Genomic DNA, 15,583 nt, shown 5'->3' with positions numbered 1-15,583 from the left:
ATGGTCTAAGCGCATTCGGCGGGCCGCTGCAACAGGCGCCGGCGCGGCGCGGGTCTCGAAGACGGTGATTCGGGTATTTTTGACCGGAAAGACGCGCGCGAGGGCGCGACACCTATCGGGAGGTGGCGACGTCCGGACGCACGAGGGGCTCGCGGACGCCCGCACGGATCACCTCGGAGTCATAGGGCTTGCGGGCAAAGACCTCCTCGACCATCGGCGCGAAGAAGTCGAGCGGCAGGTCATCGTAATCGGGATCGAACGAGGCCTGATCCCATCGTTCGCAGAATTCGGCGCAATCGTCGAAATAGGGATGCCCCCGATGCCGCTCGCGCTTGTGCGGGTCGCACCCCTCGAGGTGGTGGCCGTAATAGAGCATCTGGAAATCCGCGTGTTTCTCGACGCACCACGCGACCTGTTCGCGCACGAAGGGGCGCAGGATGGCGGCGGCGTATTCATCGTGATTGTAGGGCGCGTAGATGTCGCCGATATCGTGCAGGAGCGCGCCCACCACCCAATCCTCGTCCGCGCCGTCGCGCCAGGCGCGGGTGGCCGATTGAACCGAGTGCCCGAGCCGCGTGATCTGATAGCCCGAAAGCCCCTCGTCAAGCTCGACCAGCGCCTTCATCAGGCGTTGGGCCGTGCCCTTGGTATGGTCGATCTCGTGCGCGGTGAGGAATTCGTAATCCTCCTTCGTGCCGTCCTTCATCCGGGTGAAGCTGACCTTGTCCATCTCGTCCTCCTGACATGGTGGCGCGCGGGGTTTCCCTGCCGATCCTGCATCAACGCGGCGCAAAGGGCCAGAGGGTGACATTCGCGAGGCGCCCGGCAAGACGACAAGTGCAAATCCGCGCCGGATCGTCCTATGTTGAGCCTCGAGACCATCACGAAGCGAGTTCACATGGCCCTGATGTCCTGGCTCAGACGCGCCTTCGACCTGATACGCCCCGCCTTCCGCCAGGGCCAGCGCGGACAGGTGCGCCAGCGGGGCGCCATGACGCATGTCATCATCCTCGATGGCACCATGTCGACGCTCGCCCCCGGTGATGAAAGCAACGCGGGCCTGTCCTACAAACTGCTCGACGACGTGGGCGATCTCTGGCTTTCGGTCTATTACGAAGCCGGGCTGCAATGGCGCGACTGGCGCAGCACGCGGGACGTGATCACCGGCGGCGGCATCAATCGCCAGATCCGGCGTGCCTATGGCCACCTGGCCAGCCGGTATCGGCCGGGCGACCGCGTTTTCCTTTTCGGCTTTTCGCGCGGGGCCTACGCGGTGCGCTCGCTCGCGGGGGCGATCGACAGGGTGGGGCTTTTGCGCGCCGACGAGGCGACGCAGCGCAATGTCGACCTGGCCTACCGGCATTATCGCAGATACGCGCGCAGCGAGGCCTCGGCCGCGTTCCGCCAGCGGTACTGTCATCCCGACATGCAGATCGAGATGGTGGGTGTCTGGGACACGGTGAAGGCGCTCGGCTGGCGGCTTCCGATCATATCGCGCAAGCAACAGGAGGTGCACGGGTTTCACAACCACGCGCTCGGGCGGGTCGTGCGCAACGGGTTTCATGCCCTGGCGCTGGACGAGAACCGCGTCGCCTACATGCCCGTCATGTGGCAAAGCCGGCCGGATCACGAGGGCCGGCTCGAGCAGGTCTGGTTTCGCGGCACCCATGGCGACGTGGGTGGCCAGCTTGGCGGCTTCCACGCGGCGCGTCCGTTGTCGAACATTCCGCTTGTCTGGATGCTGGAGCGGGCCGAGGAGTGCGGCCTTCCGCTTCCGGAAGGGTGGCAGGACCGCTTCGAGCGCGACGTCGATGCGCCTTCGGTCGGGAACTGGAGAGGTTGGGGCAAGATCTTTCTCTACCGGCGCGCGCGCATCGTGGGACGCGATCCGAGCGAGCGGATACATGAAAGCGTGGACCGCAAGGCGCTACGCGACGTACCGGTCGCCGGGGCTGCGCCGACGGAAGGCTGAGGCGCACGCCGTCAGTCGGATTTCATGATCATGCAGGTGGTCGAGCCGGTGGCGTAGAGCCGGTCGTCCTCCGCCCCACGCAACTCGCCCGTGGCGACGCCGGTGCTGCGGCCCGCGTGCTGGACCGTGCCGATGGCCCGCACCGGGGTGCCGAGAGGGATCGCGCGGGTGATGTTCACCTTGAATTCGAGCGTCGTGTAGAAGGAACCGCGCGGCACGCGGGTCATCACCGCGCAAGCCATGCAACTGTCGAGGATCGCCCCGTACCAACCGCCGTGAAGCCCGCGCATGGGGTTGGTCGCATCGAATCCCGGCGTGCCTTCGAAAGTCACGCGCCCCTCCTCGACCCCGGTGAGCCGAAAACCGAGCGTCCGGCCGATGGGCGGCCCCGAGAGCTCACCGCGCAGGATGGAGCGCATGAAGTCGAGGCCCGAGCGCGAGAGAAGAGCCTCGGCATCGGGCAGGTCATCGAGAGAGGTGGCGATGGTCTGGGGCAAGGGACGGCTCCGGTCGCGGTGTGATCACCGCGTTTATCGGAGCCGCCTGCCGGCCCTGTCAACCGCGCGGCTCAGGCGACCTCGCGCAGGGCGACCTTGGGCGTGACGCCGAGCGCGTGGCACACGTCGCGCGTGAGGTCGGGGCGGTTCAGCGTGTAGAAATGCAGCGTGTCGACCCCTTCGTCGAGAAGCTTGCTGCACATCTCGGTCGCCACCGCCGTGGCCAGCAGATCGTGCCGGTCGTCGCGGATGGCCGTGCTGAAGGCATCGTCGAGCCATTGCGGGACCGACGTCCCGCAGGCGAGCGCGAAGCGGCGCGCATTCTGCCAGTTCTCGATCGGAAGGATACCGGGCACGATGGGTGCGTCGATCCCCGCCCTCGCGCAGGCATCGCGGAACCGCAGGAAGGTGTCCGCCTCGAAGAAGAACTGGGTGATCGCCTCGCTGGCCCCGGCGTCGATCTTGCGCTTGAGCCAGTCGATATCGGCCTGCTCGTCGCGCGCCTCGGGGTGGCGTTCGGGATAGGCGCCGACGCGGATATTGAAATCGCCCGTGTCGGCCAGCGCCGAAATGAGCTCGCAACTGTCGGCGAAGCCCTGGGCGTGGGGCCGAAAGGCGCCCGTGCCCTTGGGCGGGTCACCGCGCAGGGCCACGATGTCCTTGACGCCGGCTGTCGCGAAGTCGCGCGCGATGCCGAGTGTTTCCTCGCGGCTCGCATCCACGCAGGTGAGATGGGCCGCGACGCGCAGACCGGCCGAGCGATGCAGCGTGCCGACCGCATCGCGGGTCAACTCGCGCGTGGTGCCGCCCGCGCCGTATGTGACCGAGACGAAACGCGGATCGAGCGGGGCGAGCGATTGCACGGTGTCCCAAAGGCGAAACGACGCCTCGAGCGACTTGGGAGGGAAGAACTCGAAGGAAACGGCGGGGGTGGTCATGTCGCTCATCCTCTGGAAACTCTCTTGAACCTTGTCGCAGGCACCTGATAGTTAGACAAATTCATAATTTTCACGAAGAACATGAGGCGTGTTGGGGTATGCATATCGAGTTCAGGCATCTGCGCACGATCCGGGCCATTCACCAGGCCGGCGGCCTTGCCCGCGCCGCGGAACTCTTGCACATCACGCAGTCGGCCCTGAGCCACCAGATCAAGGGGCTGGAGGACCAGGCGGGCGTCGAGCTTTTCGTGCGGCGCTCGAAACCGATGAAGCTGTCGGCGGCGGGGCATCGGCTCCTGCGGGTGGCGGAGCGTGTCCTGCCGGAAATCGAAGCGCTCGAGGCGGAGTTCAGCGGCGTCCGGGAGGGGAGCGCGGGGCGGCTCCATATCGCGATCGAGTGCCATGCCTGTTTCGAGTGGCTTTTCCCGGTGCTCGAACAGTTTCGGAAGCCGTGGGGTGACGTTGATGTGGATATCCGGCCCGGTCTTGCCTTCGACGCGCTGCCCGCGCTTCAGAAGGAAGAGGTCGACCTGGTGATCTCGTCCGATCCCGAGAGCCTGCCCGGCATCGTGTTCAAGCCGCTTTTCGACTACGAGCCGGTGCTGCTTGCGCCGCAGGGGCATTGGATGGCCGAGAAGCCCTATGTCGTGGCCGAGGATTTTCGCGAGGAGACGCTGATCACCTATCCGGTCGACCGCTCGCGGCTGGACGTGTTCACCGAATTGCTGACCCCCGCGAAGGTGGAGCCCAATGCCGTCCGGCAGGTGGAGCTGACGGCGGTGATCCTGATGCTGGTCGCCTCGGGCCGGGGCGTTGCCGTGCTGCCCGACTGGGTGTTGCGCGAGTTGCGCAAATCGGACGATTACGCGGTGCGTCCGCTTACCGAAAACGGTGTCACCAAAAGGCTTTATGCCGCGATCCGCGAGGAGGATGCGACGAAGCCCTACATGGCGCACCTGATCCGCCTTGCGCGCGAGATTCCGGTGCGGTTGCAGAGGCAGGCGCGCGAGGTCGAAACGCTCTGACGCCCCCCTTGGCAAGCGGGCGGTGGGGGCGTATACGCGCGGCTTGACGAAAAGGAGCCTCACGCGATGGTCGGCAGCGCAAACCTCAACATCATGATAAAGGCCGCGCGCAAGGCGGGCCGGTCGCTGGTCAAGGATTTCCGCGAGGTCGAGAACCTTCAGGTGAGCATGAAGGGCGCGGGCGATTTCGTGAGCCGCGCGGACATCGCGGCGGAAGCGATCCTCAAGGAGGAGCTGCTGGGCGCGCGGTCCACCTATGGCTGGATCGCCGAGGAGGGCGGAGAGATCGAGGGCAGCGACCCGACGCGGCGCTGGATCGTCGATCCGCTCGACGGGACCACGAACTTCCTGCATGGCCTGCCCCATTGGGCGGTCAGCATCGCCCTGGAACACAAGGGAAATGTCGTGGCGGGCGTGATCTATGACGCGGCCAAGGACGAGATGTTCTTTGCCGAGAAAGGCGAAGGCGCGTGGATGAACGACAGCCGCCTGCGGGTCTCGGGCCGGGCGAAGATGATCGAGTCGATCTTTGCCACGGGCGTGCCCTTCGGGGGCCGCAGCGACCTGCCGCACACGTTGCAGGACCTCGCGCGGCTGATGCCTGCCTGCGCGGGCGTGCGGCGGTGGGGGTCGGCGGCGCTCGACATGGCTTATGTGGCGGCGGGCCGCTACGAGGGATTCTGGGAACGGCGCCTCAACGCGTGGGACCTGGCAGCCGGCGTGATCATCGTGCGCGAAGCCGGCGGTATGGTCGAGGCACTGAAGCCCGGCGCCGAGATCCTCGAAAGCGGGGCGGTCATCTGCTCGAACGAGCCGATTTTCGAGAAGTTCGCGAAGGTGATCCGCAACGCCTGAACCGAGTGAGTAGCGCCCGGTCGGAGCACTGGAATCGCGCCGGTGCGATTTCGACTGGCGGAAATTCACCATGCTGTCGCACCCCTATTCATTTTTCGCGATTCCGTCCCCATCTCGAAGGCAACCCCGCGAGAGACGCGGGGGATGCAGTGCGAGAAAGGGAGAGACCATGCCAAATCGGAATGAACGGATCATGCGGCGGATCGAGGCCTTGCGGCAGAAACGGGTCGCGCTCAAGGATCGGATTCAATCGGAATTGCGCAGCCCCCTGCCCGACTGGCAGAAGCTTCGCGCGCTCAAGGCGGCGCGGCTGAGACTGAAGGACATGCTCGCCTCGTGCCATGCCGCGCGGCGTGGCGATCAGGGAGAACCGGCATGAAGTGCCCCGTGGATGGCGAAACCCTCGTGATGGCCGACCGCAACGGTGTCGAGATCGACTACTGCCCGAATTGCCGGGGCGTCTGGCTTGACCGCGGCGAGTTGGACAAGATCATCGAGCGGCAGGTGGCCGAGGCGCCGCCCCCTCCCCCGCGCCACGACACGCGGCGATCAGACGACTGGGACGACCGCCCGCGCAGGAAGAAGCGCAAGGAGTCGTTCCTGGGCGAGTTGTTCGACTTCTGAACGCATCGCCGGGCGGATCTCCGAGTTCACCGATCCGATGGATGATTCACCCCGTCGTGCCAGCCGATCGGCTCGTGCAGGGCGGGGTTCACGCCTTCGATGCCGCCCATGTTGACCCCGTATTCGTTGGGGTCGGAGCGGCGCCGGTGATGGGTGTAGATGCCGCAGACCGAACAGAAATAGTGTTTCGCGGTTTTCGTGCCCCATTGATAGAGCGTGAGCTTGTCCGCGCCGCGCAGGATCTCCAGCCCGTCGAGCGGCGCCGAGACCGCGGGTGTGCCGCGCCTGCGACAGAAGCTGCAATCGCAGCGCCGCGCGGTGGCGAGGCCGTCGGAGAGCGTCACCCGCAGTTCGACGGCGCCGCAGTGGCAAGTCACCTTGACGGGGTTCGTCACATCATCGGTCATTTTCGGCGTCTCCTGACGGTGGGGATGTTCGAACGGGTCAGTTCATACGTCGCTTCGGGATGGGGCGGCCTGCCTTGGGTGCGCATCCAGAAGGCCGGGCCACCCCGGCGCAGGAAAAGCGGCAGGGTCAGCACGATCCCCAGGATGAAGCCGCCCGCATGGGCCCAGTAGGCGACGCCGCCGAGGTTCGGGTCGGCGCCGAAGCCGCTGAAGATCTGGAGCGCGAACCAGAGGCCGAGCGTGATCCAGGCGGGGATCGGCAGGACGGTCACATAGATCACCAGGATGATCAGCACGTCCACCCGTGCGCGCGGAAACAGCAGCAGGTAGCCACCCATCACCCCGGCGATGGCCCCCGACGCGCCCACCATAGGCACCATGGCCGTAGGTGCCGAAAGGTAATGCGCAAGCGCCGCGCCGAACCCGGCGGCGAGATAGAAGAGAAGAAAGGGGATGTGCCCCATCTCGTCTTCCATGTTGTCGCCGAAAACCCACAGGAAGAGCATGTTGCCCGCGAGGTGCATCCAGCCGCCATGCATGAACATGGAGGTCAGAAAGCCGTGCAGGTTGTAGCCCTCGGTGACGAGCCCGGGGACGAGCGCGAAATCGGCATAGACCCGGAAGAGCGCGTAGTCGTCGCGCGCGAGGGGATAGTAGCTGAGGAACACGAGGATATTGAGCGCGATCAGAGCCCAGGTGACGAAGGGCGTACTGCCCGAAGGGTTGTGATCGCGGATCGGGAACATTGCGGCACGGTGGCGGCTGCGGGGGGCGTGGTCAAGACGGTTATGCGAGGCCGGGGATCGGGCGGATGCGGCGACGCGCGGTCCTGTCGCCGCTCCGACGCCTGAGCGCGACGCGGGAGGTCCGGGCGCAGGGCCGGGACGGGAGTTTCGGAATGACCCCGCCCCGGGCGTGACCCGGGGCCTAGCAGATCATGCGGAGTGTCGCCGCCTCAGGCCACGCCGCCCAGAAGCGCCGCGTTGCCGCCTGCCGCCGTGGTGTCGACGCAGACGTGGCGTTCGTGACAGGCGTGGCCCGTGTCGGGCGCGCCGGTCACGAGCGGCAGGATGGGGCCATCGCGTTCCGACAGCGCCCTGGCGTAGGCGCGGGCCGTTTCTTCGTCTCCCCACCAGAGCGCGCCGGAGAAGCCCGAAAGCGACCTGAGCGTTTCGGGGGCCACGTGGCCGGTGGCAAGCGCCGCCCGACCGCCAAGCTCGGTGACAGCCTTCGCTTGTGCCCGGGCCGCATCCCTGCCCGGCCCGAGGCACAGGAGGGGCGCGCGCGGGAAGACCGAGAGCTTGTTCGATTCGCCCGTGGGGCCCGGCAGGATGAGGTCGCGCACCGTGTGATCGCCCTGCGGTTCCGCCAGCGCCTTGGCAACCGCCTTGTCGTCCATGTTGCCGCCCCAGGGCTCGCCCTTCATGGGTGCGGGGCGCGCGGTGAAGCGGGTGAGATAATGCGGCCCGCCCGCCTTGGGTCCGGTGCCCGAGAGCCCCTCGCCGCCGAAAGGCTGGGAGCCGACGATGGCGCCGATCTGGTTGCGGTTGACATAGATGTTGCCCGCGTGAACCGCCTCGGTCACGTGCTGCACGCGGTCGTCGATGCGGGTCATGAGGCCGAAGGTGAGGCCGTAGCCCGTGGCGTTGATCGCTTCGATGACCTGATCGAGTTGCTGGCTCCTGAACGTGGCGACGTGAAGGACGGGACCGAAAACCTCGCGCTCGAGATCCTCGATGCCATCGACCCTGATGAGCGTCGGGGCGATGAAGGTACCAGCGTTCGGGGTCTTCAATTCGTGCAGAAGGCGGCCTTCGGCACGCGCCGTCTGGATATGCTCGGCGATGTTCGTGCGGGCCTCCTCATCGATCACGGGGCCGCAATCGGTCGAGAGATACCAGGGATTGCCCACGTTGAGCGCATCCATCGCGCCGGTGAGCATCTCGAGGAAGCCGGGCGCGATGTCGTCCTGCACGTAGAGGCAGCGCAGCGCTGAGCAGCGTTGGCCGGCGGATTGGAACGCGCTTTCGACGATGGCCTGCACGGCCTGTTCCGGCAGCGCGGTGCTGTCCACGATCATGGCGTTGAGCCCGCCCGTCTCGGCGATGAGCGGCGCGCCGGGGGCGAGGTTCTTGGCCATGGCGGCGCGGATCTTGTGCGCCGTTTCGGTCGATCCGGTGAAGGCCACGCCGCCGACGCGCGCGTCGGAGGTGAGCGCCGCACCCACCGCGCCGCCGCCGGGAAGAAGCTGAAGCGCGCTGCGCGGCACGCCGGCCTCGTGCATGAGGCCGATGGCGATATGCGCGATGAGCGGGGTCTGTTCGGCAGGTTTCGACAGGACGGCGTTGCCCGCGGCAAGGGCCGCGGCAATCTGGCCCGTAAAGATGGCGAGTGGGAAGTTCCAGGGCGAGATGCAGGTAAAGACTCCTACGGGCGGATCCTGCGGCGCGTTGGCGGCGTAGTAGCGCAGGAAATCCACCGCTTCGCGAAGCTCGGCCACGGCGTCGAGTTGCAACTTTCCGGCTTCGCGCGCGAGCGCCGCGAAGATTTCGCCGAAATTGGCCTCGTAGAGATCGGCCACCTTGTTGAGTATCTCGGCGCGAGCCTCGGGCGATGCGTCCCAGGCAGCGGCGTTGGCGAGAGCTGTCTCGATGTCGGCCTCGCTCGCCTCGGCCACCGTGCCGGGCGTGTCGGCGGGATCGGCGGGGTTCCGGACCGGCTGTGCCTCGTTCGGCGCGGCATCACCGGCGAGAAGCGGCGCGGCCTGCCACTGGTGCTTTCCGGCGGCGAAGGGCGCGCGTTTCTCTTCGATGAGCGCGAGTGTGGGGGCGTGGGTCAGATCGAAGCCGCGCGAGTTCACGCGCTCGGGGCGGAAGAGGTCCGGGCCGCGCGTGATCGAGGGCCACGAGTCTTTGATGACCTCGAAAGGATCGCGCGCGACCTCTTCGGGGGGCACGTCCTCGTCCACGATCTGGTTGACGAAGCTCGAGTTGGCGCCGTTCTCAAGCAGGCGGCGCACGAGATAGGCCAGAAGATCGCGATGCGCGCCGACGGGGGCATAGATGCGGCAGCGCGTGCCTTCGGCATCCATCACGATGTCATGCAGCGATTCGCCCATGCCGTGGAGGCGCTGGAACTCGAACGCCTCCTTGTCGTTGCCGGCCATGTCGAGGATCGCGGCCACGGTATGCGCGTTATGCGTGGCGAATTGGGGGTAGATCCGGTCGGTCATCGACAAAAGCTTGCGGGCGTTCGCGATGTAGCTGATGTCGGTCGCGGCCTTGGAGGTGAAGACCGGGAAACCGTCGATCCCCTCGACCTGGGCGCGCTTGATCTCGGTGTCCCAGTAGGCGCCCTTGACCAGCCGCACCATGATGCGGCGATCATGCTTTTCGGCAAGGTTGTAGAGATAGTCGATGGCGTCGCCCGCGCGCTGGCCATAAGCCTGCACGACGACGCCGAAGCCGTCCCAACCCTCGAGCGCGGGCTCGGACAGCACGGCCTCGATCACGTCGAGCGAAAGCGCGAGGCGGTCGGCCTCCTCGGCGTCGATGTTGAGGCCCATCCGCGCGGATTTCGCCAGGAGCGCCAGGCCGCGCAGGCGGGGCATGAGCACCTCCATCACCTCTTCGCGCTGCGCCTCCTCGTAGCGGGGATGGAGCGCGGAGAGCTTGACCGAAATGCCCGGATTCCTGGCGATTTCCTTGTGGTGACATGCCTCGGCGATGGCCGAAATGGCGCGGGAATAGGCGAGGTGATAGCGGGTGGCGTCCGCGTCGGTGCGCGCGGCCTCGCCCAGCATGTCGTAGGAATAGGTGTAGCCCTTGCGCTCCTGCTTGCGCGCGCGTTCCATCGCGCCCTGGATCGTCTCGCCCAGCACGAACTGTCGGCCCATTTCGCGCATGGCGCGGCCCACGGCGGTGCGGATCACCGGCTCGCCCAGCCGCTTGATGGCGCTGCGCAGATGGCCCACGGGACCGGGCCGTTCGTCCTTGAGCACCTTGCCGGTGAGCATGAGCGCCCAGGTGGACGCGTTGACGAGCGACGAGGTGGAATGGCCCATGTGGCTGCCCCAGTCCGACGGCGCGATCTTGTCCTCGATCAGCGCGTCGATCGTGTCGGCGTCGGGCACCCTCAGGAGCGCCTCGGCGAGACACATGAGCGCGATGCCCTCCTCGGTCGAGAGGCCATACTCGGCGAGGAAGACCTCCATCATGCCCGGATCGGTCTTGGCCCGGATCTCGCGCACGAGCTTGGCGCCGTGGGCCGCGATCCGTTCGCGATCCGCCGCGCTGAGATTCGCCTCCTCCGCGAGCCGTTCGAGCGTGGCGCGCTCATCGGCATACATGTTCTGGTCGACGGCAAGGCGCGGGGCGGTCTGGACGTTCATGAAATGCTCCTCTCGGGCAGGTGGATTGACCGAGTATACCACCGTCGACTAAGCTGTTTTTCCCGATATTGCATTTTTCGCAGGCCGTTTGGCCATTATTTGAGAGGTTGGCCGTGCAAACCGACCAGTTCGCATTCGACCGTTACGACCAAGCGATTCTGCGGGCTGTCTCTGCGGATGGCCGGATCAGCATCACCGAACTGGCCAACCGGATCGGCCTCTCGAAATCGCCCACGCAGGCGCGTCTTCGGCGGCTCGAGCAGGCCGGTGTGATCACCGGCTACCGCGCGACGGTCGATCCCATCCGGCTGGGCCGCGATCACGTGAGCTTCGTCGAAGTGCGCCTCACGGACACGCGCGAGGCGGCGCTCTCGGCCTTCAACGCGGCAGTGCTCAGGGTGCCCGAGATCGAGGAAGTGCACATGATCGCGGCGAATTTCGATTACCTGCTGAAAATCCGTACGCAAAGCATGAGCGATTATCGCCGTGTGCTGGCGGAGCATATCTCGACCCTGCCGCATGTGGCGCATACCTCGACCTACGTTGCGATGCAGGCGGTGAAGGACAATGCGCCCGCAGATGTGATTTGACCGGGGCCGCGTTCGTGCCATTCTGGACGGCATGAGATTGATCGCGCTCCTTGTTCCCCTGACGCTGGCCACCGCGGCGTCGGCGACCTGTCCACCCGCACCCGACCACGCCGACGCGCTTGACGCGTTGATCGCCGAGGCGCAGGCGGCCCCCGACGAGGCCGCGGCATGGGGCATCTCCGACGAGATGTGGGCGCTGTGGGCGGATGCGCCCGACGAGGCGGCGCAGGAGCTTCTGGACGAGGCGATGCGGCGGCGCGAGGTGGGCGATTATGCCGGGGCGCGGAAGGCGGCGGGACGGTTGGTCGCGTACTGCCCGGACTATGCCGAGGGATACAACCAGCGCGCCTTCGTCAACTTCCTGCGCGGCGACTACGAGGCCGCCCTGCCCGATCTCGAGCGGGCCGTGGCGCTGTCGCCCCGGCATATCGCGGCGATGACGGGCCAGGCGCTGACCCTCGTCGCGCTCGACCGCAAGGCGGAAGCGGCGCTCGTGCTGCGCGCCGCGCTGGAGCTGAACCCGTGGCTGAGCGAGCGGGCGCTTCTGCAGGTGATCGAGGCGGAAGAGAAGAAGCTCTGAACTTTACACCACGCGCGCAGCCCGTATTGTCGCGCCGAGCCGCGGGCGTGGTGGAATGGTAGACACAGGAGACTTAAAATCTCCAGGCCGAGAGGCCGTGCCGGTTCGAGTCCGGCCGCCCGTACCATGTTCGATTGGGCTACCGCCTCAGTGGTTCCGAACGAACCGCGAGAGAGCCAAACCCTTTTTCCGTCCCTGCCCTACTCGGCCACCTGCGGTGTGCGCGCGTCCTTCACGGCCTCCTCGTGGTAGTCGCTATAGGCGCGCTGGATGACGATCTGGTCGGCGATGAATTTCGCATCGTGCCAGACCCCCCAGATGAACGCGGAGCCACGGCGCGATTGCCACGGGAGCCCGAGGAAATAGACCCCCGGTTCCCGCGAGATGCCGCGCTCGTGGACGGGGCGGCCGCGCTCGTCGAACGTGTCGACCTCGAGCCAGCCGTAGTCGAGCGTGAAGCCGGTGGCCCAGATGATCGAGGTGATCCCGGCCTTTTCGATGTCGAGGCTCAGGATCGGGTTCCTGAGACACTCGGGATCGGGTCCGATCTCGTGCGCTTCGGGTTCCTCGGGCAGGTCGAGGCCCATGCGCTCGGCATAGGCGTCGGCCTCGCGCAGGACGGCGAGGTAGTTGGCGTCGCCGTTCGCCACGTTGCGCTGAAGATCATCCGCGAAGGTGAGCGTGCCGTTGTCGTAGCCTTCGGTCCGGCCCAGAAGCGTGACGCCGCGGGCGGCCATGCGGCGGAAATCGACCGTCTCGCCGCCATTGGCACCACTGACGGCGATGGTGACATGCTCGGTCTCGGGCGAGGGTGCGGTCCGTTCCCACTTGCCCAGCACACCCAGCCACCAGCAGAAATCGCGGCCGCGATAGGCGCGCGGGGGGCGGTCGTGGGGGCCCGTCGAGAGATAGACATCGCGGCCCGCGCGGGCGAGTTCGTCGGCGATCTGCGCGCCCGACGAGCCGCAGCCGACGACCAGCACGGCGCCCTCGGGCAATTGCCCGGGGTTACGGTAGGCGGTCGAGTGCATCTGGACCAGCCCGGCGTCGGCAGGCACCACGTCGGGGATCGCGGGCTTCTGGAAGGGGCCGGTGGCGGCGACGACGTTGCGCGCGTCGATCACGTCCTCGGAGGTTTCCACGCGGAACCGTTGATCGCCTTCGATGCGGCTCACGCGCTTGACCTCGACCCCGGTGCGGATCGGGGCGTCGATGCGCTTGGCATATTCGACGAAATAGTCGGCGATCCGCTCTTTCGGGGCGAAAGCCTCGGGGTCGATATCCTCGAACTTCATGCCGGGGAAACGGTCGTGCCAGGCGGGACCGTTCGCGACGAGCGAATCCCAGCGCTCGGAGCGCCAGCGCTCGGCGATGCGGTGACGTTCGAGCACGATGTGATCGACGCCCTGCTTGCCGAGGTGTTCGCTCATGGCGAGGCCGGCCTGGCCGCCGCCCACCACCACGGTATCGGTCTTCTCTGTCGGCATGTCGCGCGTCCTTCCTTCGTCAATCGGGTTTCGCGTGAATTTACGGATGCGGGCGTTGGGCGAGAACTAGTAAAAGGTGAAGCCTTGCTTGGGGTGGGGCTAAGCCCGCCGGACGGTGCGTCAGTCGGAGGCAAGCTCCGTGATCTCGCGCCGGAAAGGCAGCGCGTCGCCGCGCTCGGGCTCGTCCAATTCCCGCGCGTAGCGGTGGCCGGCATAGGTCGCCCAGGCGATGGGACCGGGCGCCTCGGCGTCCCCGATCACCTTCACCGACCGGATACCCGCATCGGCCCAGTCGTCCCGGCGGGCGAGCAGGTCGCGATGCACCTGGTCGTCGCTGGCGCGAGAGGCGACCATCACCACCGCGTCGCAGTCGATTCGCGTGGTGCGGCCGGTATAGGTGCAATTCGTCACGACGTGATCCACCCCGATCTCGGCCACGCCGCGGTTGAGCACGATCTCGACCCCAGCCTCGACCAGGCGCGGATGGATGGCCACCTGTTCGAGCGTGTTGAGGGTCCATTCGCTGACATAAGCCGCCGGGGTCACGAGGGTCACGTCGGCGCCGTTTCTGGCCAGAAGCTCGGCCAGGACACCGCCCATGTAGTAATGGTCGTCGTCGAAGAGCACGATCTTGCCCGAGGGGATGGTCCCGGTCATCAGGTCGTCCGGGGTATGCACCTTCGCGCCTTCGGCGATGGGCATGGGCACGACATGCTGGCGCGAAACGCCATCTCGGCGCCAGGTGGAGCCGGTGGCGATGCAGACGTTTTCGAACCCGAATTCGAGGATGCTCTCGGCGTCGAGCGCGCTTTCGCGGTAAATCTCGACATTCGGGCGCTGCGAAAGCTGGTAGTCGCGGTAATCGACCACGCGGCCCCAGGCGGAAAGGCCCGGCAGGGTGCGTTCGCGGGTGACGCGGCCGCCGATCACGTCCTTCGCCTCGGCCACCGCCACGTCGTAGCCGCGCCGGCAGAGCGCCCATGCCGCCTCGAGCCCCGCGGGGCCGGAGCCGACGACCAGCACGTTCGAGCTTTGGCCCTTGTCGTTCATCCGTTCGGGGTGCCAGCCCTTGCGCCATTCCTCCATGAAGGTAGGATTCTGGGTGCAGCGGCTGATCGACATGGTCATGTCGCCGGTGATGCAGATATTGCAGCCGATGCATTCGCGGATGTCGTCGATGCGGCCTTCCTCGATCTTCTTCGGCAGGAAGGGATCGGCGATGGAGGGCCGCGCACAGCCGATGAAATCGAGCGTGCCGGATTTCACCATCTTCACCATCACGTCGGGCGAGGTGAAGCGGCCGACGCCGACGATGGGCTTGTCGGTCAGGTCGTGGATGGCCTGGATGAGCTCGAACTGCGCCGCCTCCTCCTTGAACCGCGAGGGGCCGGAGCAATCCTCCCAGGAACCATGCGCGAGATCCCAGAGGTCGGGCAGGTCGCGATTCATCTCGATGAAATCGCGCACTTCCGCGTTGGAGAAACCCAGATCGCCGATCGTTTCGTCCAGCGACACCCGCATGGTGAGCGCCATGGTGTCGCCCACCGCGTCGCGCATGTCGGCGACCACCTCGCGCGCGAAGCGCGAGCGGTTTTCGAGGCTACCGCCATATTCATCGTCGCGCTGGTTGGTGGCGCGGCTCAGGAAGTGCTGGAAGATTCCGAAACCATGCGCCCCGTAGAGGCAGATGAGGTCGAAATCGGCCTCCTTGCAGCGCTTGGCGGCGTTCACGAACCAGCGGCGCAGGTCACGGATGTCGGATTTCGACAGCGCCCGCGCACTCACCGGGTCGTTGGTGAAGGTGCGGATGGGCAGCGCGGAGGGGGCAAGCGGCACCTCCTTGGTGTAGAGGTTCGGGCCGTTGATGCCGGAATAGGCAAGCTGGATGCCCGCGAGCGCGCCGTGCGCCTTCATCTTGCCGGCCATCTTGCGAAGCTGGGGGATGTCCTTGTCCTCCCACAGGCGCAATTCGATGAAGGGCGTGATCTCGGACGTGTGGTGCATCTCGCACTGTTCGGTGAAGATGACGCCCCAGCCGCCCTCGGCCTTCACGCCGCGCATCTCGGCCGCCGCGGACGGATCGCGATACCCCCCGCCGTTGCAATGCGGCACCTGGTAGAACCGGTTCTTGGCCTTGAGCGGGCCGATCGCGACCTCGTCGAACAGGATGTCGTACCGTGCATCACGCATGGGGGTCTCCTCGTGTTGATCCGGCGAA

The 15,583-nt window shown here is 66.5% G+C and carries 15 protein-coding genes and 1 tRNA gene; 8 read left to right on the top strand and 8 right to left on the bottom strand.

Going from position 1 to position 15,583, the window contains the following annotated elements:
• Nucleotides 1–112: 112 nt before the first annotated feature.
• On the bottom strand, nt 113–730 hold the full coding sequence (locus tag K1T73_RS02730; protein WP_220602465.1) for an HD domain-containing protein: 618 nt from the start codon (nt 728–730) through the stop codon (nt 113–115).
• 168 nt (nt 731–898) lie between these two features.
• Here K1T73_RS02730 and K1T73_RS02725 point away from each other — a divergent pair, with 168 nt between their 5' ends.
• Nucleotides 899–1,972, top strand: a complete 1,074-nt coding sequence (locus tag K1T73_RS02725; RefSeq protein WP_220602464.1) for a DUF2235 domain-containing protein — start codon at nt 899–901, stop codon at nt 1,970–1,972.
• Nucleotides 1,973–1,983: 11 nt separating this feature from the next.
• On the opposite strand, the gene K1T73_RS02720 is transcribed toward K1T73_RS02725, so the two are convergent.
• On the bottom strand, nt 1,984–2,469 hold the full coding sequence (locus tag K1T73_RS02720; RefSeq protein WP_259400424.1) for a PaaI family thioesterase: 486 nt from the start codon (nt 2,467–2,469) through the stop codon (nt 1,984–1,986).
• A 71-nt stretch (nt 2,470–2,540) separates the two neighbouring features.
• Nucleotides 2,541–3,407 (bottom strand): methylenetetrahydrofolate reductase [NAD(P)H], encoded by an 867-nt coding sequence (gene metF / locus K1T73_RS02715; RefSeq protein ID WP_220602463.1) that lies wholly within the window; start codon nt 3,405–3,407, stop codon nt 2,541–2,543.
• A 98-nt stretch (nt 3,408–3,505) separates the two neighbouring features.
• Between metF and K1T73_RS02710 the strand changes: the two genes are divergently transcribed.
• The 4 genes from K1T73_RS02710 (at nt 3,506) to K1T73_RS02695 (ending at nt 5,911) form a co-directional block, all read left to right on the top strand.
• Nucleotides 3,506–4,432: a LysR family transcriptional regulator gene (locus K1T73_RS02710; protein ID WP_220602462.1), complete on the top strand. Its 927-nt coding sequence runs from the start codon at nt 3,506–3,508 to the stop codon at nt 4,430–4,432.
• 66 nt (nt 4,433–4,498) lie between these two features.
• Nucleotides 4,499–5,287, top strand: a complete 789-nt coding sequence (locus tag K1T73_RS02705) for an inositol monophosphatase family protein (protein ID WP_220602461.1) — start codon at nt 4,499–4,501, stop codon at nt 5,285–5,287.
• A 169-nt stretch (nt 5,288–5,456) separates the two neighbouring features.
• On the top strand, nt 5,457–5,666 hold the full coding sequence (locus K1T73_RS02700; RefSeq protein ID WP_220602460.1) for a DUF465 domain-containing protein: 210 nt from the start codon (nt 5,457–5,459) through the stop codon (nt 5,664–5,666).
• Nucleotides 5,663–5,911 carry a zf-TFIIB domain-containing protein gene (locus tag K1T73_RS02695; protein WP_220602459.1) on the top strand — a complete coding sequence of 83 codons (249 nt, stop codon included), beginning with the start codon at nt 5,663–5,665 and terminating at the stop codon, nt 5,909–5,911. The genes K1T73_RS02700 and K1T73_RS02695 overlap by 4 nt, the downstream gene beginning before the upstream one ends.
• A 26-nt stretch (nt 5,912–5,937) precedes the next feature.
• Here K1T73_RS02695 and K1T73_RS02690 read toward each other — a convergent pair whose 3' ends face one another.
• The 3 genes from K1T73_RS02690 to putA all read right to left on the bottom strand — a co-directional run bounded on the left by K1T73_RS02690 (nt 5,938) and on the right by putA (nt 10,708).
• The gene (locus tag K1T73_RS02690; protein ID WP_259400423.1) at nt 5,938–6,318 is read right to left on the bottom strand and encodes a GFA family protein; all 381 of its coding nucleotides are present in this window, start codon (nt 6,316–6,318) and stop codon (nt 5,938–5,940) included.
• Nucleotides 6,315–7,064 (bottom strand): rhomboid family intramembrane serine protease, encoded by a 750-nt coding sequence (locus K1T73_RS02685; protein ID WP_220602458.1) that lies wholly within the window; start codon nt 7,062–7,064, stop codon nt 6,315–6,317. The genes K1T73_RS02690 and K1T73_RS02685 overlap by 4 nt, the downstream gene beginning before the upstream one ends.
• A gap of 209 nt (nt 7,065–7,273) precedes the next feature.
• Complete coding sequence (gene putA / locus K1T73_RS02680; protein ID WP_220602457.1) at nt 7,274–10,708, bottom strand: bifunctional proline dehydrogenase/L-glutamate gamma-semialdehyde dehydrogenase PutA; 3,435 nt, start codon at nt 10,706–10,708, stop codon at nt 7,274–7,276.
• A gap of 113 nt (nt 10,709–10,821) precedes the next feature.
• On the opposite strand from putA, the gene K1T73_RS02675 reads away from it, so the two are divergent.
• From K1T73_RS02675 to K1T73_RS02665, 3 genes are all read left to right on the top strand, one after another.
• The gene (locus K1T73_RS02675; protein ID WP_220602456.1) at nt 10,822–11,298 is read left to right on the top strand and encodes an Lrp/AsnC family transcriptional regulator; all 477 of its coding nucleotides are present in this window, start codon (nt 10,822–10,824) and stop codon (nt 11,296–11,298) included.
• Between the two features lie 31 nt (nt 11,299–11,329).
• Complete coding sequence (locus K1T73_RS02670; RefSeq protein ID WP_220602455.1) at nt 11,330–11,878, top strand: tetratricopeptide repeat protein; 549 nt, start codon at nt 11,330–11,332, stop codon at nt 11,876–11,878.
• A gap of 41 nt (nt 11,879–11,919) precedes the next feature.
• A tRNA-Leu gene (locus tag K1T73_RS02665) sits at nt 11,920–12,005 on the top strand.
• A gap of 73 nt (nt 12,006–12,078) precedes the next feature.
• On the opposite strand, the gene K1T73_RS02660 is transcribed toward K1T73_RS02665, so the two are convergent.
• Complete coding sequence (locus K1T73_RS02660; protein WP_220602454.1) at nt 12,079–13,365, bottom strand: NAD(P)/FAD-dependent oxidoreductase; 1,287 nt, start codon at nt 13,363–13,365, stop codon at nt 12,079–12,081.
• A gap of 120 nt (nt 13,366–13,485) precedes the next feature.
• Nucleotides 13,486–15,555 carry an NAD(P)-binding protein gene (locus K1T73_RS02655; protein WP_220602453.1) on the bottom strand — a complete coding sequence of 690 codons (2,070 nt, stop codon included), beginning with the start codon at nt 15,553–15,555 and terminating at the stop codon, nt 13,486–13,488.
• Between the last annotated feature and the right edge of the window lie 28 nt (nt 15,556–15,583).

This window comes from Roseovarius sp. SCSIO 43702, assembly GCF_019599045.1.
GTDB lineage: Bacteria > Pseudomonadota > Alphaproteobacteria > Rhodobacterales > Rhodobacteraceae > Roseovarius.
Note: the sequence above shows the minus strand (reverse complement) of the source record. Positions and strands in the feature narration are given on the sequence as shown.

Excerpts from the sequence above, each read along its gene's own strand:
- K1T73_RS02730 (WP_220602465.1), bottom strand. The coding sequence starts at position 730 with ATGGACAAGGTCAGCTTCACCCGGATGAAGGACGGCACGAAGGAGGAT.
- K1T73_RS02725 (WP_220602464.1), top strand. The coding sequence starts at position 899 with ATGGCCCTGATGTCCTGGCTCAGACGCGCCTTCGACCTGATACGCCCC.
- metF (WP_220602463.1), bottom strand. The coding sequence starts at position 3,407 with ATGACCACCCCCGCCGTTTCCTTCGAGTTCTTCCCTCCCAAGTCGCTC.
- K1T73_RS02710 (WP_220602462.1), top strand. The coding sequence starts at position 3,506 with ATGCATATCGAGTTCAGGCATCTGCGCACGATCCGGGCCATTCACCAG.
- K1T73_RS02705 (WP_220602461.1), top strand. The coding sequence starts at position 4,499 with ATGGTCGGCAGCGCAAACCTCAACATCATGATAAAGGCCGCGCGCAAG.
- K1T73_RS02700 (WP_220602460.1), top strand. The coding sequence starts at position 5,457 with ATGCCAAATCGGAATGAACGGATCATGCGGCGGATCGAGGCCTTGCGG.
- K1T73_RS02695 (WP_220602459.1), top strand. The coding sequence starts at position 5,663 with ATGAAGTGCCCCGTGGATGGCGAAACCCTCGTGATGGCCGACCGCAAC.
- K1T73_RS02690 (WP_259400423.1), bottom strand. The coding sequence starts at position 6,318 with ATGACCGATGATGTGACGAACCCCGTCAAGGTGACTTGCCACTGCGGC.
- K1T73_RS02685 (WP_220602458.1), bottom strand. The coding sequence starts at position 7,064 with ATGTTCCCGATCCGCGATCACAACCCTTCGGGCAGTACGCCCTTCGTC.
- putA (WP_220602457.1), bottom strand. The coding sequence starts at position 10,708 with ATGAACGTCCAGACCGCCCCGCGCCTTGCCGTCGACCAGAACATGTAT.
- K1T73_RS02670 (WP_220602455.1), top strand. The coding sequence starts at position 11,330 with ATGAGATTGATCGCGCTCCTTGTTCCCCTGACGCTGGCCACCGCGGCG.
- K1T73_RS02660 (WP_220602454.1), bottom strand. The coding sequence starts at position 13,365 with ATGCCGACAGAGAAGACCGATACCGTGGTGGTGGGCGGCGGCCAGGCC.
- K1T73_RS02655 (WP_220602453.1), bottom strand. The coding sequence starts at position 15,555 with ATGCGTGATGCACGGTACGACATCCTGTTCGACGAGGTCGCGATCGGC.